The organism is Streptomyces sp. NPDC018833 (genome assembly GCF_044390825.1).
In the GTDB taxonomy this organism is placed as follows: Bacteria; Actinomycetota; Actinomycetes; order Streptomycetales; family Streptomycetaceae; genus Streptomyces.
Genome location: NZ_JBIRZM010000001.1, coordinates 189,970 through 213,887, shown reverse-complemented (window position 1 = coordinate 213,887; position 23,918 = coordinate 189,970). Strand labels below are relative to the sequence as shown.

Annotated in this window: 23 protein-coding genes, 1 tRNA gene and 2 pseudogenes; 15 read left to right on the top strand and 11 right to left on the bottom strand. The window is 70.9% G+C overall.

Translation table 11 applies throughout. The features are described from left to right. Positions 1–3: 3 nt before the first annotated feature. Positions 4–1,164, top strand: coding sequence for an acyl-CoA dehydrogenase family protein (locus tag ACH5AF_RS00970; protein ID WP_398899156.1), 1,161 nt, complete (start codon positions 4–6; stop codon positions 1,162–1,164). Positions 1,165–1,217: 53 nt separating this feature from the next. Beyond that, entirely contained in the window at positions 1,218–1,598 is a 381-nt protein-coding gene (locus ACH5AF_RS00965; RefSeq protein WP_398899155.1) for a siderophore-interacting protein, read from the top strand. A 193-nt stretch (positions 1,599–1,791) separates the two neighbouring features. Here the strand turns inward: ACH5AF_RS00965 and ACH5AF_RS00960 are convergent, their stop codons facing one another. Continuing rightward, positions 1,792–3,408, bottom strand: coding sequence for a beta-N-acetylhexosaminidase (locus ACH5AF_RS00960; RefSeq protein ID WP_398899154.1), 1,617 nt, complete (start codon positions 3,406–3,408; stop codon positions 1,792–1,794). Positions 3,409–3,677: 269 nt separating this feature from the next. Here ACH5AF_RS00960 and ACH5AF_RS00955 point away from each other — a divergent pair, with 269 nt between their 5' ends. Together ACH5AF_RS00955 and glmS are read left to right on the top strand one after the other, a co-directional pair. Further along, positions 3,678–3,956 (top strand): hypothetical protein, encoded by a 279-nt coding sequence (locus ACH5AF_RS00955; protein ID WP_398899153.1) that lies wholly within the window; start codon positions 3,678–3,680, stop codon positions 3,954–3,956. Between the two features lie 53 nt (positions 3,957–4,009). After that, on the top strand, positions 4,010–5,827 hold the full coding sequence (gene glmS / locus ACH5AF_RS00950; RefSeq protein WP_398899152.1) for a glutamine--fructose-6-phosphate transaminase (isomerizing): 1,818 nt from the start codon (positions 4,010–4,012) through the stop codon (positions 5,825–5,827). 155 nt (positions 5,828–5,982) lie between these two features. Here the strand turns inward: glmS and ACH5AF_RS00945 are convergent, their stop codons facing one another. Beyond that, positions 5,983–6,555, bottom strand: coding sequence for a GPR1/FUN34/YaaH family transporter (locus ACH5AF_RS00945; RefSeq protein ID WP_398899151.1), 573 nt, complete (start codon positions 6,553–6,555; stop codon positions 5,983–5,985). Between the two features lie 677 nt (positions 6,556–7,232). Further along, complete coding sequence (locus ACH5AF_RS00940) at positions 7,233–7,754, bottom strand: universal stress protein (RefSeq protein WP_398899150.1); 522 nt, start codon at positions 7,752–7,754, stop codon at positions 7,233–7,235. Positions 7,755–8,086: 332 nt separating this feature from the next. Between ACH5AF_RS00940 and ACH5AF_RS00935 the strand changes: the two genes are divergently transcribed. The 4 genes from ACH5AF_RS00935 (at position 8,087) to ACH5AF_RS00920 (ending at position 11,029) form a co-directional block, all read left to right on the top strand. Beyond that, positions 8,087–8,542 carry a hypothetical protein gene (locus tag ACH5AF_RS00935; RefSeq protein ID WP_398899148.1) on the top strand — a complete coding sequence of 152 codons (456 nt, stop codon included), beginning with the start codon at positions 8,087–8,089 and terminating at the stop codon, positions 8,540–8,542. A 387-nt stretch (positions 8,543–8,929) separates the two neighbouring features. Further along, on the top strand, positions 8,930–10,138 hold the full coding sequence (locus ACH5AF_RS00930; protein ID WP_398899147.1) for a helix-turn-helix domain-containing protein: 1,209 nt from the start codon (positions 8,930–8,932) through the stop codon (positions 10,136–10,138). A gap of 104 nt (positions 10,139–10,242) precedes the next feature. After that, the gene (gene orn, locus ACH5AF_RS00925) at positions 10,243–10,863 is read left to right on the top strand and encodes an oligoribonuclease (protein WP_398899146.1); all 621 of its coding nucleotides are present in this window, start codon (positions 10,243–10,245) and stop codon (positions 10,861–10,863) included. A gap of 93 nt (positions 10,864–10,956) precedes the next feature. Then, positions 10,957–11,029: transfer RNA gene (locus ACH5AF_RS00920), tRNA-His, on the top strand. A gap of 262 nt (positions 11,030–11,291) precedes the next feature. On the opposite strand, the gene ACH5AF_RS00915 is transcribed toward ACH5AF_RS00920, so the two are convergent. Beyond that, positions 11,292–11,873 carry an HD family hydrolase gene (locus ACH5AF_RS00915; RefSeq protein ID WP_398899145.1) on the bottom strand — a complete coding sequence of 194 codons (582 nt, stop codon included), beginning with the start codon at positions 11,871–11,873 and terminating at the stop codon, positions 11,292–11,294. 13 nt (positions 11,874–11,886) lie between these two features. Further along, positions 11,887–12,994, bottom strand: a pseudogene (locus ACH5AF_RS00910) (helix-turn-helix domain-containing protein). Positions 12,995–13,124: 130 nt separating this feature from the next. Between ACH5AF_RS00910 and ACH5AF_RS00905 the strand changes: the two are divergent. From ACH5AF_RS00905 to ACH5AF_RS00885, 5 genes are all read left to right on the top strand, one after another. Next, on the top strand, positions 13,125–13,346 hold the full coding sequence (locus ACH5AF_RS00905; protein WP_398899144.1) for a hypothetical protein: 222 nt from the start codon (positions 13,125–13,127) through the stop codon (positions 13,344–13,346). Beyond that, positions 13,343–13,468 carry a hypothetical protein gene (locus ACH5AF_RS00900; RefSeq protein WP_398899143.1) on the top strand — a complete coding sequence of 42 codons (126 nt, stop codon included), beginning with the start codon at positions 13,343–13,345 and terminating at the stop codon, positions 13,466–13,468. Before ACH5AF_RS00905 ends, ACH5AF_RS00900 begins: the two co-directional genes overlap by 4 nt. 123 nt (positions 13,469–13,591) lie before the next feature. Beyond that, a complete protein-coding gene (locus tag ACH5AF_RS00895; protein WP_398899142.1) occupies positions 13,592–13,885 on the top strand; it encodes a hypothetical protein in 294 nt (97 codons plus the stop codon). 348 nt (positions 13,886–14,233) lie between these two features. Continuing rightward, complete coding sequence (locus tag ACH5AF_RS00890) at positions 14,234–14,500, top strand: hypothetical protein (RefSeq protein WP_398899141.1); 267 nt, start codon at positions 14,234–14,236, stop codon at positions 14,498–14,500. 212 nt (positions 14,501–14,712) lie between these two features. Continuing rightward, positions 14,713–15,054: a DUF397 domain-containing protein gene (locus ACH5AF_RS00885; protein ID WP_398899140.1), complete on the top strand. Its 342-nt coding sequence runs from the start codon at positions 14,713–14,715 to the stop codon at positions 15,052–15,054. A gap of 351 nt (positions 15,055–15,405) precedes the next feature. Here the strand turns inward: ACH5AF_RS00885 and ACH5AF_RS00880 are convergent, their stop codons facing one another. Then, complete coding sequence (locus tag ACH5AF_RS00880) at positions 15,406–16,914, bottom strand: membrane-associated oxidoreductase (protein ID WP_398899139.1); 1,509 nt, start codon at positions 16,912–16,914, stop codon at positions 15,406–15,408. Between the two features lie 102 nt (positions 16,915–17,016). On the opposite strand from ACH5AF_RS00880, the pseudogene ACH5AF_RS00875 reads away from it, so the two are divergent. Next, a pseudogene (locus tag ACH5AF_RS00875) lies at positions 17,017–17,249 on the top strand (protease); the annotation flags it as partial. Between the two features lie 110 nt (positions 17,250–17,359). Here ACH5AF_RS00875 and ACH5AF_RS00870 read toward each other — a convergent pair. The 3 genes from ACH5AF_RS00870 to ACH5AF_RS00860 all read right to left on the bottom strand — a co-directional run bounded on the left by ACH5AF_RS00870 (position 17,360) and on the right by ACH5AF_RS00860 (position 21,142). After that, a complete protein-coding gene (locus tag ACH5AF_RS00870; protein WP_398899138.1) occupies positions 17,360–18,847 on the bottom strand; it encodes a cellulose binding domain-containing protein in 1,488 nt (495 codons plus the stop codon). Positions 18,848–19,049: 202 nt separating this feature from the next. Beyond that, a complete protein-coding gene (locus ACH5AF_RS00865) occupies positions 19,050–20,444 on the bottom strand; it encodes a sensor histidine kinase (RefSeq protein ID WP_398899137.1) in 1,395 nt (464 codons plus the stop codon). Then, on the bottom strand, positions 20,441–21,142 hold the full coding sequence (locus tag ACH5AF_RS00860) for a response regulator transcription factor (protein ID WP_398899136.1): 702 nt from the start codon (positions 21,140–21,142) through the stop codon (positions 20,441–20,443). Before ACH5AF_RS00860 ends, ACH5AF_RS00865 begins: the two co-directional genes overlap by 4 nt. Positions 21,143–21,231: 89 nt before the next feature. Between ACH5AF_RS00860 and ACH5AF_RS00855 the strand changes: the two genes are divergently transcribed. Beyond that, entirely contained in the window at positions 21,232–21,756 is a 525-nt protein-coding gene (locus ACH5AF_RS00855; RefSeq protein WP_398899135.1) for a hypothetical protein, read from the top strand. On the opposite strand, the gene ACH5AF_RS00850 is transcribed toward ACH5AF_RS00855, so the two are convergent. Together ACH5AF_RS00850 and ACH5AF_RS00845 are read right to left on the bottom strand one after the other, a co-directional pair. Next, positions 21,753–22,616, bottom strand: a complete 864-nt coding sequence (locus ACH5AF_RS00850) for a spermidine synthase (protein ID WP_398899134.1) — start codon at positions 22,614–22,616, stop codon at positions 21,753–21,755. The genes ACH5AF_RS00855 and ACH5AF_RS00850 overlap by 4 nt on opposite strands. Positions 22,617–23,456: 840 nt before the next feature. Continuing rightward, entirely contained in the window at positions 23,457–23,885 is a 429-nt protein-coding gene (locus ACH5AF_RS00845) for a hypothetical protein (RefSeq protein ID WP_398899133.1), read from the bottom strand. Positions 23,886–23,918 lie beyond the last annotated feature (33 nt).

Here is a 23,918-nt window from a genome sequence, read left to right as displayed (position 1 = left end):
CCGATGTCCCTGGACCACCGGCTCTCCGCCGAGCACGAGGAACTCCGCCGCACGGTCGAGGAGTTCGCGCACGATGTGATAGCGCCGAAGATCGGCGACTTCTACGAGCGCCACGAGTTCCCCTACGAGATCGTCCGCGAGATGGGCCGCATGGGCCTGTTCGGGCTGCCGTTCCCGGAGGAGTACGGCGGCATGGGCGGTGACTACCTCGCCCTCGGCATCGCCCTGGAGGAGCTGGCCCGCGTCGACTCCTCCGTGGCCATCACCCTGGAGGCCGGGGTCTCGCTGGGTGCGATGCCCGTCTACCGCTTCGGCACCGAGGAGCAGAAGCGACAGTGGCTGCCCCGGCTGTGCTCGGGCGAGCTGCTGGGCGCGTTCGGGCTGACCGAGCCGGACTGCGGTTCGGACGCGGGCGGCACGAGGACGACGGCCGTGCGCGACGGCGACGAGTGGGTCATCAACGGCTCCAAGTGCTTCATCACCAACTCCGGCACGGACATCACGGGCCTGGTGACGGTGACGGCGGTGACGGACCGCAAGGCCGACGGCCGCCCGGAGATCTCCGCCATCATCGTCCCGTCCGGTACGCCGGGCTTCACGGTCGCCGCCCCCTACTCCAAGGTGGGGTGGAACGCCTCGGACACCCGTGAGCTGTCGTTCTCCGACGTCCGCGTCCCGCTCGCCAACCTGCTGGGCGAGGAGGGCCGGGGCTACGCCCAGTTCCTGCGCATCCTCGACGAGGGCCGGATCGCGATCTCGGCGCTGGCGACGGGTCTGGCGCAGGGCTGTGTGGACGAGTCCGTGAAGTACGCGAAGGAACGTCACGCCTTCGGTCGGCCGATCGGCGACAACCAGGCCATCCAGTTCAAGATCGCGGACATGGAGATGCGCGCGCACATGGCGCGGGTCGGCTGGCGCGACGCGGCATCCCGGCTGGTGACGGGCGAGCCGTTCAAGAAGGAGGCGGCGATCGCCAAGCTGTACTCCTCGACGGTGGCGGTGGACAACGCCCGTGAGGCGACTCAGATCCACGGCGGCTACGGCTTCATGAACGAGTATCCGGTCGCCCGGATGTGGCGCGACTCCAAGATCCTTGAGATCGGCGAGGGCACGAGTGAGGTCCAGAGGATGCTGATCTCACGGGAGTTGGGCCTCACCGGCTGACGCATCCGGCACACGCGCGCGCGATCTGCTTGAGGGCGGTCGCGCGCGTTCGTGTGCCGTCCGCCGGCCGCACGTATGGCACGGCTCCGGCGGCTCGGCCGGCCAGGTCATCCCGCGCGGGCATGAAGGCCAAGGTGTGGCTGGAGGTGGCGCACGCCGGCGACCGTATGCCGCTCGCCACCGACGCGGACGCCGACATCACCTGGCTGGTGCGGGAGGAGAACGCTCCGCCCGCGCTGGAGTCCGTCGCCGCCGCCGAGTTGCCCGAGGGCGCTGCGTACGCGTGGCTCGCGGGCGAGGCGGGCAGCGTGAAGTCCCTGCGGCGCCACCTGGTGGACGACCGCGGGCTGGACCGCCGGCGGGGGACGTTCGTCGGCTACTGGAAGCAGGGCCTGAGCGAGGACGGTCTGCGCGGGCAGCCCGATTCCGCGTAGGCGCCGATCGCCTCGGACCACGGGCCGCATCGGCCTGCGACCGGCCGCCGACGGCGTGGGCATTCAAGCCCCTCCGGCGATTGAGGAGCAGGGGCGCGGGGGCGGAGCCCCCGCCGGGAGACACCGGACACGGATCCGGCCCCTGAAACGGCGGGCGCCCCGAGGACGGTCCCACGGGGGGCCCGTCATCAGATCACCGTGTCGCAGGCCAGGGAACCTGCGCCGAGCGGTAGTAGTCGATGCCCAGCGCGTCCATCCGCGGGCCCTGCGCCGCGAGCCGGACCTTGTAGTCCTCCCAGTCGTGGGTCGCCGCGGGCGACCAGCCGAGTTCGGCGACACCGGGCAGGCGCGGGAACGCCATGTGGTCGATGTGCTCGTTGCTGGAGATGGTCTCCGTCCACAGCGGCGCCTCGACACCCGCGATCGCGCTCGCGGGTGCGCCTGCCAGATAGGCGCCCGGGTCCCAGTCGTAGGAGCGCCGGACCTCGACGTAACCGGCCCAGGACAGGCCCAGCTTCGTGTCCTTGTTGTACTTCATGTCGAGGTAGATCCGGTCGGCGGGCGACAGGATCAGCCGGGTGCCGTTCTTCGCGGCCCTGACGACCTGCGCCTTCTCGGCCTGGCTGGTGCCGTCCAAGCCCCAGTACTGGGCGATTGCGCCCTTGGCCGGTGTGGCGCCGGTCAGCTGGTGCCAGCCGATGACGGTCTTGCCGTACCTGGCCACGATCGGCTGTACGCGGTTCATGAACGCCACGTAGTCGGCGCGACTGGTGGAGTGCGCCTCGTCCCCGCCGATGTGGATGTACCTGCCGGGCGTGAGCGCGGCGATCTCCCGGACGACGTCGTCGACGAAGTCGTAGGTGACGGCCTTCGGGACGCACAGGGAGCTGAAGCCGACCGCCGTGCCCGTGTAGAGGGGCGGCGCCACGCCGTCGCAGTTGAGCTCGGCGTACGAGGCGAGGGCCGCGTTGGTGTGGCCGGGCATGTCGATCTCCGGCACGACCTCGACATAGCGGGCGGCCGCGTAGCGCACGATCTCCTTGTACTGGGCCTTCGTGTAGTAGCCGCCCGGGCCGCCGCCGACCTGGGTGGAGCCGCCGTAGGTGGCCAGCCGCGGCCAGGAGTCGATGGCGATGCGCCAGCCCTGGTCGTCGGAGAGATGGAGATGCAGCTTGTTGATCTTGTAGAGGGAGATGTGGTCGAGGTAACGCTTGACCTGGTCCACGGTGAGGAAGTGCCGTGAGACGTCGAGCATGGCGCCGCGGTGGGCGAAGCGCGGGCTGTCGGTGACCGTGCCGCCCGCGACCCGCCAGGGACCGGGCTGACGGGTGTCCTCCTCCACCCGCGAGGGCAGCAGCTGGCGCAGGGTCTGCACGCCGCGGAAGAGGCCCGCGGGGCGGTGCGCGGTGATGGTGAGCGCGCCGGGCGAGGACTGCAGCCGGTAGCCCTCCTCGCCGAGCGCGCTGTCCCCTCCGCTCAGCCGCAGCCTGATGGCGCCGGGCGAGGGACGGTCGGTGACGGGCAGCGCGTAGCCGGTGGAGGGGCGCAGCACCTCGGCGAGGCGGTCGCCGATGGCGCGCACCTCGTCGGAGTTGTCGGTGCGGATGCGGGTCTGGGCGGTGAGCGTGAAGGGCGCACCGCCCGGCACGACGGAGGCGGGTACGGGAACGGTCTGGCCTAGCGGACGGACGGGCTCGGCGGCCTGGGCGGGCGTGGCCGCGAGCGCGGAGGCCGCGACGCCCGACAAGGTGGCCGCCGCGAGAAGCAACAGCGAACCGAGCAGTCGGGGAATCGGTCTGGGCTGACTCACAGGGGTCCCTTCAACGGGGGTCTCGACTGTGCGCAGAGCAACCGGACTGTCACCATGCGTACCTCGCGCCTCAACTGCGGTCAAGGTGTAGACCACTTACTCGCCCCGCGGGGGGAAGAATCCCTTCCCGGCGGAAATCATCCGGAATGATGGGCCCTTGTGTTCGACCTCACACCCCCAGGGCGGCCGGGATGCCGCACAGGCGGCCTCCTGCCCGGGATCGGGCAGGATTCTTGCAAAGCGACTCCTCCACCCCTCAATATCTACGGGTGCTCGAACAACGCCTGTCGTCCCACGACGACCTCGTCGACCATCTGGTGCGCAGCACCGCGCTCCGGCGTGGTGAAGCGGTCCGGGTGGTGCTCGACGTGCTGGCGTACTTCGACGAGACGACCGAGGAATTCGTTCGCCGACGCCACCGTGAGCTTCAGTCGGGCGGCGCCGTGAACGCGGACATCTTCGAGCGCATCGCGGCCGAGCTGCCGCACCGCGCCGTGGCGCCGCCGGAGCTCTCGCTCCGCCAGCTGCGCCGCATGGTCTACGGATGACGGTCGGCCGTCAGCACCGAGCACACACCTGATCTACGGAGGGGCAGAACTTTATGTGCGGAATTGTCGGCTACATCGGCAAGCGTGATGTGGCTCCGCTGCTGCTGGAAGGCCTGCAGCGGCTGGAGTACCGGGGGTACGACTCGGCGGGCGTGGTGATCAACAGCCCCAAGGCCGCGGCCCTGAAGATGGTGAAGGCCAAGGGCCGTGTCCGCGACCTCGAGGCCCGCGTCCCCAAGCGCTTCGCCGGCACCACCGGCATCGCCCACACCCGCTGGGCCACGCACGGCGCCCCGAGCGACATCAACTCGCACCCGCACCTGGACCCCGAGAACAAGGTCGCCGTCGTCCACAACGGCATCGTGGACAACGCGGCCGAGCTGCGCGCCAAGCTGGAGGCCGACGGCGTCGTCTTCGCCTCGGAGACCGACACCGAGGTCATCACCCACCTGATCGCCCGCTCCCAGGCCACCAGCCTGGAGGAGAAGGTCCGCGAGGCCGTCAAGGTGATCGAGGGCACGTACGGCATCGCCGTCATGCACGCCGAGTTCGCCGACCGCATCGTGGTCGCCCGCAACGGCTCCCCCGTCGTCCTCGGCATCGGCGAGAAGGAGATGTTCGTCGCCTCCGACGTCGCCGCCCTGGTCGCCCACACCCGCCAGATCGTCACCCTCGACGACGGCGAGATGGCCACCCTCAAGGCCGACGACTTCCGCACGTACACGACCTCGGGCGCGTCCACGACCGCCACCCCGGAGACCGTGGAGTGGGAGGCCGCCTCCTACGACATGGGCGGCCACGACACGTACATGCACAAGGAGATCTCCGAGCAGCCCGACGCGGTCGACCGCGTGCTGCGCGGCCGGATCGACGACCGGTTCAACACGGTGCACCTCGGCGGCCTCAACCTGGACGCCCGCGAGGCGCGCGGCATCCGCCGCGTGAAGATCCTCGGCTGCGGCACCTCGTACCACGCGGGCCTGATCGGCGCCGGACTGATCGAGTCCCTCGCCCGTATCCCGGCGGACGCCGAGCCGGCCTCGGAGTTCCGCTACCGCAACCCGGTCGTGGACCCCGACACGCTCTACATCGCCGTTTCGCAGTCCGGTGAGACGTACGACGTGCTCGCCGCCGTCCAGGAGCTCAAGCGCAAGGGCGCCCGCGTCCTCGGCGTCGTGAACGTCGTCGGCTCGGCGATCGCCCGCGAGGCCGACGGCGGCACGTACGTCCACGCCGGCCCCGAGGTCTGCGTCGTCTCCACCAAGTGCTTCACCAACACGGTCGTCGCCTTCGCCCTGCTCGCCCTGCACCTGGGCCGCATCCGCGACCTGTCCGTCGCCGAGGGCAAGCGGATCATCGAGGGCCTGCGCAAGCTGCCCGCGCAGATCAGCGAGATCCTCGAGTCCGAGGACGAAATCAAGAAGCTGGCCGAGAGCTACGCCGACGCCAAGTCGATGATGTTCATCGGCCGGGTGCGCGGCTACCCGGTGGCCCTGGAGGCCTCCCTGAAGCTCAAGGAGATCTCTTACATCCACGCCGAGGCCTACCCCGCCTCCGAGCTCAAGCACGGCCCGCTCGCGCTGATCGAGCCCGCGCTGCCCACGGTCGCGATCGTGCCCGACGACGAGCTGCTGGAGAAGAACCGCGCCGCGCTGGAGGAGATCAAGGCCCGCTCCGGCCGCATACTGGCCGTCGCCCACCGCGAGCAGGAGAAGGCCGACCACACGATCGTCGTTCCGAAGAACGAGGACGAGCTCGACCCGATCCTGATGGGCATCCCGCTCCAACTCCTCGCCTACCACACGGCGCTGGCGCTCGGCCGGGACATCGACAAGCCGCGCAACCTCGCGAAGTCCGTCACCGTCGAGTAGGAGAGCGGCAGTCGGCAGTTCGCCGCCCGGCGGCATGAAAACGCCCCCTGTGTGTGCCACCAGCACACAGGGGGCGTTCTGCGGTGCGGCCGACGCGCAACCCGTCACGCCGGCCTCTTCACGGAGGCCGTGTCGCACGGACCCCCGCCGGCCGCTCAGCCGGTGGCCGTCACTCCCCGGCCGGCAGCGCGTCCGCTGAACGTGGGCCACTTGGCGAGCGCCGCCGTCGCCCCGTACCACGCGACGAGGCCCGCGACCGCGCCGAGCCAGCCGCCCGCCTTCGCGAGCCCCGCACTGCCCGCGAAGGCGCCTATGCCGCCGAGCAGCAGTGACAGGCACAACAGGCCGTACACGCCCTGGCCGAAGACCCCACTGCCGGCGGAGGCAGCCGTCAGCGTCAGCGCGAGCAGCGCCCACAACAGCATGAACAGGCCCGCCGCCTCGGCCGAGACCTCGCTGCCCACACCGGTGCCCCAGGTGAACCAGAACGCTCCGAGACCGGCGAAGGCCGTGCCCGAACCGCTGTCGCCCGCCCGGTACGCGAGCAGTCCGACGACGAAGAGTGCGACGCCGCCGACCCAGGTGGCGAGGGCCGCGGCATCGGCCGCGGTGACGTTGTCGATCACTTGGGTGTTGCCGACGCCGAACGCCAGCAGGGTCAGTCCGAGCGCGAGACGGCCGAGGGTGTTGGTCGATCCGGCGCTTCCCGCAGAGACTCCGTTGTCCACGGCGGGCTCCCTTCCTGTCTGTCTGTGCAGTTGTGCTGCAGTGGTGCTGCCCTGTGCTGCGGACCCAGCGACCGTTATGTACCCTTCACAAGCGCACAATCCACCTGCTACGGACGGGTAGATTTCCGTGTGGCGAGCGGAAGTTGACGACAGGTCACCTGCGGAGACCCCTGCGGAACAGGGAGCCGGAAGTGACGCGCGGGACTCCCGGCGGGGGCCCCGATGGGGCGCCCGGCGCGGGGATACGGTGGAACGCGCCGCCGGGGCACCGCGGGACGGGCCGGCACGGGCCTACAGGCGGAGCACCCGGCGGGGCCCGGCGACGGAACGTGCGGGCGACGGCCACGGCCGAAGCATGCGCACACCGAGTCACGGCGGAACGCCCGGCGCGGGGCACGACGGAACGCCGGTACGGACCTACAGGCGGAGCACCCGGCGGGGGCCCGGCGGCGGAACGTGCGGGCGCGAGCCCATGGACGGAACGCCCGCCCGCGCGGGGCCACTACTGAACGCCGGTACGGGCTGCGGTCCGAACGTGCGGCGCACGGCCACGGCACGACGTGCCGGTGCGGGGGCCATGGGCGGAACGCCCGGTACGGGCCACAGCGAAACGTGTGGGCGCGGGCCACAGCGAAAATACGCTCGCACCGAGTCACGGCGGAACGCCCGGCGCGGGGCTACGGGATGACGATCACCGGGCGCCGCGCGCGACGGGCCAGCCGCCCCGCGACCGAGCCGAAGATCCGGCCGACGAGGCCGTGCGTGGAGCCGACCACGATCGCGTCGGCCGAGTACTCACGGCCGACCTCTTCCAGTTCATGACAGATGTCGCCGCCGCGCTCGACCAGGATCCACGGGACCTCGGTCAGGTAGTCCGCGCAGGCCAGCTCCAGGCCCAGCACCTCGGTGCGGTGGTCGGGGACGTCCACGAAGACGGGCGGCTCACAGCCGGCCCAGACCGTGGTGGGCAGCCTGTTGGCGACGTGGACGATGATCAGGCCGGAACCCGACCTGCTGGCCATTCCGATGGCATAGGCGAGCGCCCTCTCACTGGAGGTCGACCCGTCGAATCCGACGACGACTCCGTGCCGGAAGGCGGGATCGCAGGAATGGCATGCCTCTTCGGCCGCCTGCAGGTCCGACAGTGGATCGGCTACCTGCTTGCGGTCCGCGGGATCAGGGAATTCGTGACCGGCCATCGATGTCTCGGCGAAGAACGTCCTCTTGGGAGGGAGTCTGAGAAGTGCGTCGGTTGGGGTGGTTGTGGAGCCGTGTCCAGGAATCGTCTTCCCAAGCCCATACCCCCAAGGGTACGGCGGCACTCCTCTCCTGCCCAGGCCCCGCGGTGCCCTGCAAGGCGTTCCAGGGAGCATGCCCCAGGCCGCTCCTCCATGGCAATGCCGGTTGGCCACTACAGCCGTCTTCCGCTGCGCACAGTGACCGGACGACTGCGCTCGTCGTTGGCCGGGGGTCCCGGCCGAGTCCCGCCGGGACAGACCCCAGATCGCCCGCCGCGTCCGAGGAGCCCCGAGTGCCCCCACGTCCGCCCGCCTCTCCCCCCGCGCACCCCTCGGCCCTGCGGCGCGGAAAACGCCGGGCCGCGCGTCCGACCGCCGTTCCCGCCGAGTACGCCGCCGCCCCCGCGACCTCCGGCTGCGCCACACCAACACCCCTGCCCTTCTCCCCCGGCCCGGCGGCCGGCGGTGCCGCCGCGGCGACCGACGTCGTGCGCTGGGCGGCGTTCACCTGCCTGCTGGTCCCGGTCGTGCTCGTGGTCTACGGCACGTCCGTCGGCGGGGCGGCGGCCACAGCGCTCGGTCTGGCGGCCATGACGACCGCGTGCCGGGTACTGCTGCGCCACTCGGAGCGCGCGGCGGCGCACGCCCACGCCCGGTGCGGCGCATCACAGGGGGGCCGACGGGCCCGTACGCCGGAGGGGGCGCATCGGGGCGCGCGTCGGAGTCCGGGAAGTGCGCCTGGGATCTGACGAGTTCGCACGCTCACACCCATCGGTTTTCAGCCAACTTCCCGACACCCGCCCCACCTTGTGGAAATGGCCTGCCAACCCGCTTGTCACCAGGCAAGAAAGGACCGCAGGCGGCTCCCGCACCCTACGGGGACGGGCCATGCCCGGAACGCGCACTTCCCTGCGGGCCCGTCGAGTGGAACGCTTCGTGATCGACAGCATCGCGCCAAGTTGCCAAGTCGACATAGCGGGGCATGCCGAACCTGTCACGGCGGCACCGCGGAACGCAGTAGATTCGATCATGAGTATCGAAGGCCGGGGGACTCGTGCAGAACCGAGGGGAAACGTGCAGGAGCGAAAGGCCCGAAAAGAACGGGGAGACGCGCACTTCGAGGGGGGCTTAGCGTCATGAGTCAGGACTCCGCCGCACCGGAGGCAGCCCGGAAGCTCTCCGGCCGCCGGCGCCGGGAAGTCGTCGCGGTGCTGCTGTTCAGCGGCGGCCCCATATTCGAGAGTTCCATCCCGCTCTCGGTGTTCGGAATTGACCGTCAGGACGCCGGAGTTCCCCGCTACCGCCTGCTGGTGTGCGGTGGGGAGGAGGGGCCGCTGCGGACCACCGGCGGCCTGGAACTGACCGCGCCGTACGGCTTGGAGGCGATCAGCAGGGCGGGCACCGTCGTGGTGCCCGCCTGGCGCTCGATCACCTCCCCACCACCGCCCGAGGCGCTCGACGCGCTGCGCCGGGCGCATGAAGAGGGCGCCCGCATCGTCGGACTGTGCACCGGGGCGTTCGTCCTCGCCGCGGCCGGTCTGCTCGACGGCCGCCCGGCGACCACCCACTGGATGTACGCGCCGACGCTGGCCAAGCGCTATCCGTCCGTCCATGTGGATCCGCGGGAGCTGTTCGTCGACGACGGTGACGTGCTCACCTCGGCGGGCACGGCTGCGGGCATCGACCTGTGTCTGCACATAGTGCGCACCGACCACGGCGCCGAGGCAGCAGGAGCGCTCGCCCGCCGACTGGTCGTGCCGCCGCGCCGCAGCGGCGGTCAGGAGCGCTACCTCGACCGGTCTTTACCAGAGGAAATCGGCTCCGACCCACTGGCCGAGGTCGTCTCCTGGGCGCTGGAGCACCTCCACGAACAGTTCGACGTGGAGACCCTGGCCGCGCGGGCGTACATGAGCCGCCGCACGTTCGACCGCCGCTTCCGTTCGCTGACGGGCTCGGCACCGCTCCAGTGGCTGATCACCCAGCGGGTGCTGCAGGCACAGCGACTGCTCGAGACCTCCGACTACTCGGTCGACGAGGTCGCGGGCCGCTGCGGCTTCCGCTCACCCGTGGCGCTGCGCGGCCACTTCCGGCGGCAGCTGGGGTCCTCCCCTGCCGCCTACCGGGCCGCGTACCGGGCCCGCCGGCCCCAGGGTGATCCGGGCCCGCCGTCGATGATGGACGCGGTCCTGCCGCCCCAGGCCACGGCCGGGGTGCGCCGCACCGCCGCAGCGGCCGCGGGTCTGCCGGGCCCGACGGCCACGGCCTCCGCCCCGCCCGAGGCGGTCAGAGCCGCGGGCGAGATGTACGGCCGCGCGAGCCTGCCGGGCCAGCGCAGCTTGGGGTAGCACCCCGATCGGTCGCACCGGGCCGGACGCTTTGAGCGTCCGGCCCGGTCGCGTACGCGCCCGGCCGGGGACCGATCGTTCATGCGCCCCATAAGGTAGGGCGCATGAACGATCGCATGGTGTGGATCGACTGCGAGATGACCGGGCTCTCGCTGACGGACGACGCACTCATCGAGGTGGCCGCACTGGTCACCGACTCGGAACTGAACGTGCTCGGCGACGGCGTGGACATCGTGATCCGCCCGCCGGACGCGGCGCTGGAGACGATGCCCGAGGTCGTGCGCCAGATGCACACCGCCTCGGGCCTCCTCGACGAGCTCGCCGGCGGCACCACGCTGGCGGCCGCCGAGGAGCAGGTCCTCGCGTACGTCCGCAAGCATGTCAAGGAGCCCGGCAAGGCCCCGCTGTGCGGAAACTCGGTCGGCACCGACCGGGGGTTCCTCTCCCGCGACATGCCGACCCTCGAGGAATACCTCCACTACCGGATCGTCGATGTCTCCTCGATCAAGGAACTGGCCCGCCGCTGGTACCCGAGGGCGTACTTCAACAGTCCGGAGAAGAGCGGCAACCACCGGGCGCTCGCCGACATCCGCGAGTCGATCGCCGAGCTGCGCTACTACCGCGAGGCGGTCTTCGTCCCCCAGCCCGGCCCCGACTCGGACACGGCGCGGGCCATCGCGGCGAAGCACGTGCTCCCCGCGGAGCCGCCGCCCCCTGCGGACTAGCCCCCCGCGGCTCGCCCCACGAAACCCTGGCGCGAGCACCCTCCCGGACCCTGTACACTTTTTCTCGGCCGGTCAGAAGAAAGACCGGTCGTGGTGGGTGTAGCTCAGCTGGTAGAGCACCTGGTTGTGGTCCAGGATGTCGCGGGTTCAAGTCCCGTCACTCACCCTGAATGATCAAGGCCCGGCCTGCGAAAACAGGCCGGGCCTTCGTCATGCCCCGAGCTTGGGGCCCCACGGGGGCCTCGGCTGGGGCCGGGCGCCCGAGTACAGCAAGCCCACGCCGCCGACGGACACGATCCAGGCAGGGCTGGGCGGGAACAGGCTGCGGTGACCGCGCAGGACCCGGGCGTGCAGATCAGCCCAGCGGAGACCACGCCCCCCGTCCTGGCCTACACGGCTTAGACGGGGGCGCTTCGTCATGTGCGGCCTCAGCGCTGCTTTTCCCCTAGGGCGGTGCGCAGCCAGTCCAGCGACCCCTGCGAGAGGAGCTCGTCGGCCAGGCGCTTCCCCGTCTCGGTCACGACCCTCGCGCGGCTGTTGTCGATCCATCGCTGGGCGTTCTCGTAGCCCTGCGCCTTGTACTCGATGCCCTGCAGCATGCACTCCAGCTTGTCCGCGTCGCGCGCACAGATCGACTCGGGTGACTCCTTGGCCTCGTACTCGGCAATCAGCTCGCGTACCGTCACGGCCAGCAGCTCCGGCATACCCGCGACCTGATCGGCGGTTACAGCCTGCGGATCGGCCTCGGTCGAATACTTCTTCCCGAGGTAGTTCACATCACCGGTGCGCGTTTCCTGGGTGTCGTGCCACACGGCGAGGTACGCCGCGCGGGCGGGGTCGGCGCCTTCCAGCTTGGCGATGACCGACGCGATGAGCGACGTTCGCCAGGCGTGCTCGGCAACGCTCTCAGGGTCACGCACGCCGGCCATCCACCAGCCGGTGCGCCGAGCGTGTTTGAGTGTGCCCGCCTCGTACAGGAAGTGCGCCACTGCGGACAGATCGTCAGCCACCGCTCGTCTCCTCTCACGCCTCGGAGAGGCGGATCGCGTATCGGATGCTCTCAAGCTCACGGCGAGCCCGCGCCGACAGCTCGGAGTCATCCAACAGGGAGTTGATCGCGTAACGCCTGGCCCGCACTGTTGGCGCGGAGGAGGTTGGGCCGGACGGCAAGCAGGGCCCACAAGGTGTGAACGTTGAGGTCGAAGAAGCCGTGCTCGAGGGCGAGCCCGCGCACGAGATGGCCCAGTAGCTTGTGGCCGGGCCAGTTACGGGGGTCCTCCGTCGCGATGAAGTCGTCGGAAAGTTGTACGTGCGGTGCCTCGCCGATCCAGTAGGCCCAGTAGTTCAGGTTCGCTGCCTCACTGGCGTCATCGCCGTCGAGCGTGGTGATGAAGTGCGCCATCTGGTCCCGATCACCTTGTCTCGCTGCGACGGCTGCCACGGAGCGGGCGTTGAGCCACTGGGTCAGCCAGTCGTCCGGGCGCTCGGTGCGCTGCTGGTAGGCCAGCCACTCGGCCGTGTCTTCCGCCGAGTCGTCCCCAGCGAGGTACAGAGCCTGCCGGCGTAGCAGGAAGTGGTCGGTGCCACGAGCGGTCTCGGCGGTGCGTCGCATGCGTGCAAAGAACCGCTTGCGGTCAGCAGCGGCCAGCTCGGGGCCCTTTGGCGCGGGACCTCGGCGAGGGCGTGGCGGGGCAGGCAGGTTCCGTAGAGGCGTGGGCGGCGCCCCGTTGAGAGGCCAGGCGAGTACCTCGACGAGATCGCGCTGCATCACCCAGGCGCCGATCGGATCGGCATCCGCAGGTGTGTCGTCCTCCAGTGCGCTGGAGAGCAACACGTCTGCCTCCATGGCCCGTTCCAGGGCCAGAAGTAGCGCAGGCGGGGCACCAAGTTGGAGAAGCCGGTGGCGGTGCACGAGCATCTGGCCTACGGGGATCGAGGTAAGGGGGCGGCGTCCGGACTCCCACCCAGCGATGGTGTCGGCAGCGACTCGCATGTGCTCGGCCAGCGTCTCTTGGGTGTGACCAAGCTGCTCCCGGGTGCACCGGAAAACGTACCCGGACACGATGCCTCCGCGGCTGCGCAGGAGACTTCCCTGACCATCGGTCAGGGTGGATCGACAACTGCTGCCCATGGTGTTCCCCTTGGCCGGGTGTGTCCCGGCCGCTACCCGTACCCGCAGTCACTACTTCCGGCAAGCGCCTCTTTCTACCGTCGTAATCAGCAACGACGAGCAACTCAGCGTAGTAGAAGGAGCCCGCTGCGTGAACGCCAATGTGAACAGCTCAGCCGCTCTTACCGAGGCGCTACCGCCGATCGGGACCCTCACGCAGCGGCAGCAGCGCGGCATCGACTGCGTCTTCTGCGGCATCGTCCTCAGCGCCGGCACCGTCATCGACCTCGGACCGCGTCCGCTCCGCAAAGGCGACTGGAACACCCAGTGGTTCCCCCGTGTCTGCCGTCGCCACCCGGAGCTGACCGGATGATCTGCGCCCGCTGCGACAAACCAATCCTCGTCGGCGAGGACTACGAGGTGGTCGACAAGCCGTCCGGCTCGGGCGCCGGAACCACGCTCCGCCTCCACCGCACCTGCCCCACACCCCGCTGACCGCGGTTCCCAGACTCCCGTCCGCGCTGGTGCACCCCGTCACCCAACGCGGACGGGCCCAGCCCCAACCCGGGGCACCGTCCACACAGGAGGAAGCATGACCATCGCGCTCGACCGTCCCGTGTGCACCACCGACCCGGCGACCCTCGTGCGGACGACACGATGCAGCGGCTCACCGCCCGCATCGTCAAGGACCAGCCCGACATCGCGCCGGACACCGCCCGCCGCATCGTCGGGCAGGCAGCAGCGTTCCTCGCCGCCAGCGGCCAGCAGCCTGGAGAGGAGCTGTCGCCGAGCGAGCTCGTGGACATACACACGCCTGATTCCCCGACGCCACGGTCGGTCCGCGTCCCGCGTCGCAGGCCGGCCGGCTCATGTGCGGACGAGGTCGGAAGGGGTACGCCGCACCCACGCTGACCAGGGCAGTGGGATCAAGGGCCCCGGCCTTCGGACCGGGGCCCTTGGCTTGTGGGAGTTCCGCCACAGGCCTACCGTATCGTGCAGGCCACCGTGGACGCCGAGCCGCAGCTGCGCACAACGAACTACTGGTTCGTCGCACCAGGTACAGCAGAAGCTGGGACGTCACCAACACCATGGCGCCGGGTCGCGGATCGTACGTCGTCGTTCCCCCACCCCGACACACCCAGGGGCCCGGGCCGCATTGGCGTATTTGCCCTGGCGACGGTTCATGGACCACTTCCGCCACTGCCCTGCGGGCTGCCATCGAGGACTCCTTGGACCCGTCACCGGAAGGGTTCGGGCGTCATGAGGGGCACGATCATCAAAGCGGCCGATTGGCACCTGGGCCTCGACACCGAGGAAGGCGCACCCGAGAAGCCGCTGCACGAGGTGGAGTGCACCACCTGCCACGCCAAGTCCGGAGCGACCGAAGGGCGACGGCTGCCCGCCGAGACGTGGGCGATCAAGCACACCGGCGAGCGCCCCGGGCACTGGTCCTTCCGCTCAACCGCCACGTCGTTCTGGCGTGTCACGCCCGCGCCGGGCAACCCCTACGCCGAGGTGACGCCGTGACGGGTGCCGGCCTCCACCGGGCCGTCGCGCCAGGCGAGGACTACGAGGAGGGGACAAAGCTCTCCGCCTCGAACGCGGGCATCGCATTGGTCGTACACAAGGGCACCTGCCCTCCGAGGCCCCACTGACCCGCCCCGGCCGAATTCCCTGGCAGGACCGCAGCCGGGGCGGTTGCAAGGACAGTCACGTCCCGACTGAAAGGACACACCACGATGGGCACCATCAGCAATGGGCTTGCCGGCAAGCCCTACGAGAACACGAACGCCCCCGGCCTGGACTGGCGCAAGTCCAGCCGGACGGACCTGGACCCGATCCTCAAGGACTGCGTGATCGTGGCCGAGGCCGACGACGCGCAGGGGCACCCGCACTTCAGCATCCCGGACGGCACCCGCATGGTCGCCCTCTCGGACGACAAGGACCCCTCCAGCCCGGTCCTGTACTTCAGCCGCGCGGAGATCCGGAAGTTCTTCGAGGGTGTGAAGGCCGGCGAGTTCGACGACCTCATGGCCACCGACGAAGAGATGGAGGAGGCCGCCGTCGTCGTGGCCGCCTGACCATGGATGCCGCTCAGGTCACCCGCGTGTTCGCGTGGGCTGAGCAGAGGTATTCGCGCACGCCGTGCCGCGAATGCTCGGGCCGGAACACCAGCGCCCTGATCTACGGGGAGTCGTCATGGTCTCGTGCGAGGACTGCGGCGGAGCGACCGGTAAGGGCCGCCTCACCCGTCGCTCCCCCAGCAGAGCGTAGGGCACCCCGGCCACCCCGGCCGGCCACCGTCCCGGCCGGCCGGGGCTCATTCGCGTACAAGGTCGGAGAGCGGTCAGGCACACCTTCTCTGGACCATTCAGGCATGGATCGCTTTCAGGGAACCCCATGGATCAACCAAGAGATTGAGTCGACCCCGCCTACTGTCGGCTCAGGGAGCGGGTGATGCCCGCCGCAACCGTGGTGACCAAGACCCAGCCGGTGGCGATCAGTAGATACGAGAGCCACTGATGCCAGCCCTGCGGCGCGAAGGCTCCCTCCTGTCCGAAGCCGATGATCGGCAGCAGCAGATCAAGGGTGTAGAAGACGGGGTTGAAGTCAGGAGCCTCGTTGGACTTCAGCGGGCGCGGATGGTCCAGCGCGAAGGCGAGAGCGCCAGTGATCAGCAGAACCAGCAGCCACCCTGCGGCGCGCATTGGGCGGAATCCGTAGCCGACGGTCACGTCCTGGAGTTGGCCCCAGATCCGGGCGTACCGGGGCAGGGTGCGCCGGTGCCGGCGGAGTTTGGCCAGCTGGACGGTGCGGGCGGCGGCCTCGTCGCCCACAGTGCGATACGCGGCGGTCAGCTGCTCGTATAGGTGCGGAAGATAGCCGTCTTCCTCACGTTCCAGCAGCGGCAGTCGCTGCTCGGCGGCGAGGTGCGGGGCAAGGCTGCGATAGCTGAGGCCGTCGAGCCTGACCTGGTCGGGCCACACTTCCGGGGGGATGTGCAGCAGTTCAAGCTGGGAGCGGCGCAGATTCACGGTGCCCTGGATCGGAGCGGCCTCGCGCAGCCACATCTCGCCGATGACGCAACTGCTGGCGCGCAGCGCCTGCCCTTCGGGGTGGGACAGCTGGGCGTAGGCGAGGTTGAGCTGGCGGGGGATTCTGGTGCCGCTCAGGTTGACGCTGCCCTGTGCGCGCAGCCGCATGGCCCGCAGGTCAGTGCCGACCGACAATGTCTCGGCGTGCAGGGCAGTGTCACCGGTGGCATGGAGTTCGGCATCGTCGAGGTTCACCTGGCCTCCGACGGTGGCCCCATTGAGCCGGATCTGGCCGTGGGCGAGGAGGCCAACGGCCCATACGTCGGTACCGATGACCGCGTGGTTGAGCTGCAGAACAGGTTCCTCGGCTACTTCGTGGTCCGCGGTGTCCGGCGTATCCGGGTTCTCAGGTGCGGCTGGGGTGCCCAGACACGCCCTATCGAGGAAGAAGGCGCCGGAGACTTGCGCTCCCGCGAGCCGCACAGGGCCCGCTATTCGGCAGCTGGTCATCCGCAGCACGCCGTCGACACGGAGTGTGCCGGCAGTGAGCCCCGGAAGTACCGAGTCGCTCAGCACGAGGGCGCGGATCTGCGCCCCGTACAGGTTCGGGGCCTGCTCGAAGTGGCAGGACCTCAGCCGTACGGCGTGCTCCACCGTCCCGTACATGAGGTGCAACTTTCCCGTTATGCGCGCACCCGTCAGCTTCAGGCCCGGTATCTCACCGTCCCGCGTTGGCCCGTTGAGCAGCAGCACCCGCAGCACCTCGGCGCGTACTGTCCGCCGGGACCCCCAGGACGCACCGGTCCGAGGGTCATCGTCCGCGCTCTCGCGGAAGTCGACGCCTTCGCCGAGCGCAAACGCCTGCCAGACGCGGTGTTCCGCTGGTGTCAGGTCGGTGATCTCCATCGGCGGGATGCTGTCGCGCGTGTGTTCAGACTGTCAACTCCCTTGCTGGTCAGGTCCTTCCGCTGTCGGTCGATCCGTCCCTGGCACGCCACGAATGCCGCGCTCCGGATCGGCGAGCACACGCAAGGGGTGTTCTCCGACGTGATGCGGCGCGATCTGCCGGCCGACGCCGGTTGGCAGGTCTGGCTGCCGAACGAGGAGTTCCACACGCACGGCGGCCATACGTTCGACGGCACCGGGATCCCGCCGCAGCTGCGCGAGGAGTCTTCTCGGAGGAGGAGTTCGCGCGCGGGCTGGACTCGGCGTTCGACCGGGCTATCGCTGTCCTGCGCTGACAAATGCGCTCCTGAGCGGACCGCACCGCGGCGCGGCCCGGCCGGATGGGGGGTGAGCCGGCCGGGCCGCGCCGTAGGGGCGAGGACGTCGAGGGGCGCTGCCTGTGGCGCTACTTGTACGCGGCGAACGCCTTCGTGAACGCCAGCGGCTCCTGGAGGATCGAGCTGCATGTCGCGTCCGCCGCCGGCTTCTCCCCGCCGGCGCACTGCTTGTCACGGGTCGAGGACCACATGGACAGCCACCCCAGGTTCTTCGACTCGGCGAACCGCACCAGCTGTCCGGCGTCCTCCACCGTGAAGATCTCGGTGACCACGTCGTTGACACCGATCATCGGCGTGACCGCGACGGTCCGCCACGCGTCGGCGTCCGACAGCCCGAGGACGCCCTTGATCTGCGCCTGCGTGGCGGTGGCGGCCTGGATCGCGTACTGGCCCATGTCGTCGCTGTACGCCGGCCCGTAGTCCATCGCCATGATGTTGACCGCGGCGATGCGCACACCGTTCTTCTCGGCGTCGGCGATCAGGTCCACGCCGGGCTGGGTCAGGCCTTCGGGCATCACCGGCAGGGTGAAGGACACGTCCAGGTCCGGGTGGGTCTTCTGGAGCTTCGCGATGGCCTGGGAGCGGCGGGAGTTGGCCGCGGTGTCCGGCAGCGCGGCGCCTTCCACGTCGAAGTCGACCTTGGTCAGCTTGTAGGCGTCGACGACCTTGCCGTACGCCGCCGCCAGCTCGTCCGCCGACGAGCAGTTCAGTGCCAGTTCGCGGCCGGCCGCACCGCCGAAGGAGACGCGGACGTCACCACCCTTGGCACGGAGGTCCCCGATCTGCGCCGCGACCTTGTCGTCGCCGAGGCCGGTGACCCCGCCCCACAGCGGGGTGCAGCCGCCGCCGGCGGTGATGAAGGCGAGATTGAACTCCTTGACGCCGGTCTTGGCGGCGGTGTCCAGCATGTCGTACGCCGGGTACAGCGAGGTGTCGATGTACGGGGCGTACCGCGTGGGCGCACCCGGCTTGGGGGTCGCGGTCTGCGTGGGTGTCGGGGTCGGGGTGGGAGTGCTCGGCGTCGGGGTGGGGGCGGAAGTGGTGGGAGTGGTGGGGGTGGGAGTGGGGGCCGTCGTGGGCTGCTCGGTGGGCCGGCCGCTGGGCTGCGGGGTGGGGCCCCCGTCGGCCGAGCACTTGGCCTCGTCGATGAGGCAGGACGTCGGATCGGCCGCCTTGCCGGTCGCGGAGGCCACGAAGCCGACCGTGACAGAGGCTCCGGGCGCGAGCTCCTTGTTCCAGCTCGCGGGCTTCACGGTGATGTGCCGTCCGTCGATTGTGTACTCGCCGTTCCACAGCGAGCCGACCGTGGTGCCCGCGGGCAGGTCGAATTCCAGCGTCCAGCCCGAGCGGGCGCTGCCGGTCTCGTTGGTGATGACGTACTGACCGGTGTAACCGCCCTCCCAGGAGCTGGTCCTGGTGTACGCGGCGCCGACCGCCGCGGCCTGCGCGGTGCCCGTGAGGGCGACTGCCGCGCCGCCGATCACGGCCGCGACGACGACCGCGCCGACCGCCTTGGTCCTGACGCTCGCCCTGCGCCGGTGCGTCCTGCTGCCCATCGCGTCCTGCCTCTGTGCCTCGGAAGTGGGGGTTGATGCGGCAGCACGCTAGCGACCGCGAAACGGACAAACATCCGATCGTGGGCGGGCCTCGGGTTCCTTAGGACGCGCTTAAGGAAGGCATCGGGACGGATTAATGATGGACGGCGGGCCTCGCGCGGCGGTCTCTCGGACCGCCGCCCTGCGGCGGGGCGGTGGTCTCTCAGACCGTCGCCCTGCGGCGGCGCTGCACTCCTGAGCGATGACCGCGCCGGCGCTCCCCGCGCACCGCCTCGCGCCGGTCGAGCCCGATCCAGATGCGTACCTCCGTGCCGCCGAGGACCGAGCGGCCGATGCGTACGTCCCCGCCCGTCGACTCCGCGACCCGGCGCACGATGTCCAGGCCGAGACCGGTCGAGCCGTCCCTGGCCCCGCTGTTGCCGCGGGCGAGCGCGGCTGCCGGGTCGGCGATGCCGGGACCCGCGTCCGAGACGAGCACGATGACGGCGTCGTCGCTGTTGTGGACATCGACGGAGAACGCGGTCCCCTCCGGAGTGTGCCGGAAGACGTTGCCGAGCAGCGCGTCGAGGGCCGCGGCCAGTTCGGGACGGGCGACGGGGATGCGTACGGGCCGGTCCACACCGGCGAGCCGTACCTTGCGGCCCTCGTCCTCGGCGAGCGCCGACCAGAACTCCATCCGCTCGCACACCACTTCGGAGGCGTCGCAGCCGGCGCCAGGACCGCTCGCCGCGGTCTGCGGCTTCGCCTCGCGCGCCGTGCGGATGATGGTGTCCACCTCGCGTTCGAGCTGGGCGACGGCCGCCCTGGTCTGTTCGGCGGCGGCGCTGTCGCCGAGCGAGGCCGCGTTGAGACGCAGCACGGTCAGCGGGGTGCGCAGCCGGTGCGAGAGGTCGGCGGCGAGCTCACGCTCGTTGGCGAGCAGCTGGACGACCTGGTCGGCCATGGAGTTGAACGCGACGGCGGCGGAGCGCAGTTCGGGCGGACCCTCCTCGGGGACGCGGGCCCCGAGTCTGCCCTCTCCCAGTTCCTGCGCCGCGCCCGCGAGCCGCTGGGCGGGCTGCACCATGCGGACGCCGAGCCGGTCGGCGACCGCGACCGACCCGACGATGAGCGCGGCGCCGACGCCCGCGAGGACGAGCCAGGCCGTGTCGACGCCGTTGGACACCTCGCCCTCCGGCACGAAGATCTCGACGACGGCGATCTGGCCGGTGCCGATGGCGGTGGGCTGGAGCAGCGCGGAGCCGCCGGGCACCTCGGTGATCGAGGCACGGCCGATGCGCTGCACGGTGTCGAGGTCCTTGGCGGCGGCGCGCCGGGTGCCGATCTCCAGCGGCACTTTGCCGAGTTCGCCGGAGGCGGGGATGTGCACGGCCATCCGGCCGGCCGCGCCGGCCGGGGTGGACTCCACGGCCCGTTCCAGCGGCCTGCGTTCCGTGGTGACGGTGAGCGTAGGGCCGATGGTGGCGGCCTGCCGCTCGGCGTTGGAGAACGCGCGGTCGCGGGCCATCTCCTTGATGACCATGCCGAGGGGCAGCGCGAAGGCGAGCACGACCATCACCGTGACGGCGAGGGAGACTTTGACGAGAGCCCATCTCATGGCCGGACGGCCTTGGGCGGCTCGAGCTTCACTCCCACGCCCCGCAGGGTGTGCAGATACCGCGGCCGGGCGGCCGTCTCACCGAGCTTGCGACGCAGCCAGCTCAGGTGGACGTCGATGGTCTGGTCGTCGCCGTAACTCTGCTGCCACACCTCGGCCAGCAGCTCCTTGCGGGGGACGACGACACCGGGCCGGCCGGCGAGGAAGGCCAGAAGGTCGAACTCGCGGCGGGTCAGGTCGAGCGGGGCCCCGTCCAACTCCGCCTGGCGGCGCAGCGGGTCGATGGACAGCCCGCCGACCTGGAGGACGCGGCTCGGCGGGGCGTCACCGGCGCCGGAGCGCGCCCGGCGGAGCACTGCGGCCATCCGCGCGGACAGGTGCTCCACCGAGAACGGCTTGGTGAGGTAGTCGTCGGCACCGTCGTTGAGCAACCGTACGACCTCGGCCTCGTCGTCCCGGGCGGTCGCGATGATCACTGGTACGTCGGTGATGCCGCGCAGCATCTTCAGCGCCTCGGCGCCGTCCAGATCGGGCAGGCCGAGGTCCAGAATGACCACGTCGAAGCGGAAATGGGCGACCTCGCGCAGTGCCTCCAGGGCCGTACCGACGCTCCGTACCGTGTGGGACGCATCGGTCAGGTGCCTGATGAGGGCGGAGCGCACGAACTGGTCGTCCTCGACCACGAGCACACTTGCCATGGGCGGCACCGTACGCCATCCGAAGGACCATGGTCCCATGGATGCTTGGGGACGGGGAGGCGGGACAGCCGGGGACCGCGTGGTGCACTATGGCCCGGATGAGCAGAGGACTGGTGCACGCCCTGGCGTGGTCGCTGTCCACCGGAGCGGCGGTGACGCTGTCCTGGTGGGGCGTCCACACGGTCATGGCCGGAACCGCCTACGACCGTCCCCGCGCGCTGCCGATCACGGCGCAGACCTCGGCCCCTCGGACGCCGCAGACACCGCAGGCGTCCTCGACGCGGCGTCCGGCGAGCCCGTCCCCCACGCCGTCCCCGAAGAAGCCGTCGGTCGCTCCCCCGCCGTCCCGCCCCTCCCCGGCCGCACCTGCGAAGTCGGCCTCCCCCTCGGCGGGGAACGTGAAGGGCTACACGGTCAAGGGCGGGCGGGTCGTCTTCGACATCGGCGAGAGCTCGGCCGAGCTGGTCTCGGCGACACCGGCGTCGGGCTGGCAGATGCAGGTGTGGAAGCAGCCGACGTGGATCCGGGTGACGTTCACGCAGGACGGGCACGAGGTATCGGTGTTCTGCACCTGGAACGGCCATCCGCCGATGGTGCAGTTCGACGAGCGTTAGTCCTTGAACACGTCGGGCGGCGGTGCGGGCGAGTCCTTGGCCCGGGCGTCCGTGACCGGCGCGGCGCCTCCCGTGAAGTCGGCGAGCGCGCGGCCGTGTTCGACGCGCCCCGCGAAGGGGTCGCCGGCGACGCGGCGGGTCAACTCGGCCACGGGCAGTTCGGAGTCCGAGGCGAGCAGTACGGCGTTGCCGAAACGGCGGCCGCGCAGCACGGCCGGGTCGGCGGCGACCGCGAGCTCGGGGAAGACGGCGGAGGCGGTCGCGATCTGGGCGCGCAGATGGGCTAGCGGGGGACCGTCGGCGAGGTTGGCCGCGTAGTACGCCCCCGGGCGCAGCGCCCTCTTCACCTCGGTGAGGAACTCCCTACTGGTCAGATGGGCGGGTGTGCGGGCACCGCTGAACACGTCGGCTATGACCAGGTCCGCCCAGCCGTCCGGCACCTTCGCCAGACCGGCACGGGCGTCGGCGGCCCTGACGCGGATGCGGGCACCGGGGTCCAACGGGAGACGTGTGCGGACCAGTTGCACGAGGGCGGCGTCGACCTCGACGATCTGCTGTGTGGAACGGGGCCGGGTGGCGGCGACGTACCGGGCGAGTGTGAAGGCTCCGCCGCCGAGGTGCACGACCTGGAGGGGCCGGCCGGGCGGTGCGGCCAGGTCGACGACGTGGCCGAGCCTGCGCTGGTATTCGAACGAGAGGTACCCGGGGTCGTCGAGGTCGACGTGCGACTGGGGGGCGCCGTCGATGAGGAGGGTCCACCCGCGGGGCCGCTCCCGGTCGCCGACGAGTTCGGCGACACCCCCGTCGACGTGCTCGACAAGGCTCCCGCCCACCCGCTCCCGCTGCCTGCGCCTGCCCACACCCCCATTATCGCCGCGGGCGGTCGCGGGGGCGGCCGGGGGCGTGGAGGGCGGTCCCGGTGCGCGTGCGTGGCACTCACCGTGCGAGTGGGTCGCGCACGCTCGCGCCGCGGCCCGGCCCGGGTGATCGAGGGGGCCCACCCGCGAGTGCCTCCCCGGACCCGCACGATCGGCGCCCCAGCGGGGGCGGGTGCCGCGGGCGCCCCAGCGGGGGCGGGTGCGCCGGGGCGAGCCTCCGGTCCGCCGGCCGATCGCCACGCGGCGGACGCAGCCGGGGGCGCGGCCGAGCATCCGCACCGGGCATGTCCTCGCGGGCGCGGCGGGGGCGCAGCCAGGTCCCGCACGAGCCCGGCCCAGCGGAGGCCCGGGTACAGCCCCTCACCGGAGCATGCCCTTCACGGTCGATAGTGGCCGTGCGCGGGCCTCGGTACGCAAGCCCTCGCCCCACAGACGCGGACGGAGATCGAGTCCCCGACGCCGGGGCGCATGCCGCTCAGGTCCCGAAACGGGCGCGACAGAGGGCCGGAACGCATCCCCGGTCCGCAAGCCACTCGCCACGAAGTCGGCGCATCCGCGGGCGGTACAGCCTTTCCGCACGGGGCTTGACCCTCGCGCCGCGAAGCGGGCCCCGCCGCGGGGCCGGAACACAGCCCCCGGTCCGCAAGCCACTCGCCACGAAGTCGGCGCATCGGCGGCCGGATACAGCCCCGCACCGGGGCTTGACCCTCGCGCCGCGAAGCGGGCGCGGCGGGGGGGCCGGGGGCGGAGTCCCCAAGGTCTCGTCAGAGTTTCGGGGAGGGGCGGGGTGGGGAAAATCCCCCCCTCTCAACGTCCCCCGGCTCACCGGCAGTTGTCCGCCGCCTCGATCAGCCGCGCCGCCTCCCCCAGCGCCTCCCTCAGCACCGCCGGATCCGTCACCGGCTCCGTACCGTCCGGTGGCAGCAGCCAGCCCGAGCCACGTACCGGCGGCTCCGGCGGGAGGCCGGGGATCCGCAGACCCTTCCCCGACGTCTGCGTACACGCGCTCCCCGGCACGTCCCACCCGTCCGCCGTACCCGGCGGTACCAGGAAGCCCAGCGTGTCGCACTCGCCGTCGTGCAGCACCGGGCCCACGGCCGGGGCGGCGGCCGCCCGGCGAAGGATGTCGACGGCCTCCAGGCCCTGGCGTGCGGGAACCGTCACCAGGTCGCACGGCACGGCAGGCGGCAGGCTGCTGTCCGGGGTGGGCCCGTGGCCCACGGTGGTCGAGGGCGTCGCACCGGTCTCCATGCCGACCTCCAACAAGGGGATCCCCCTACCTCG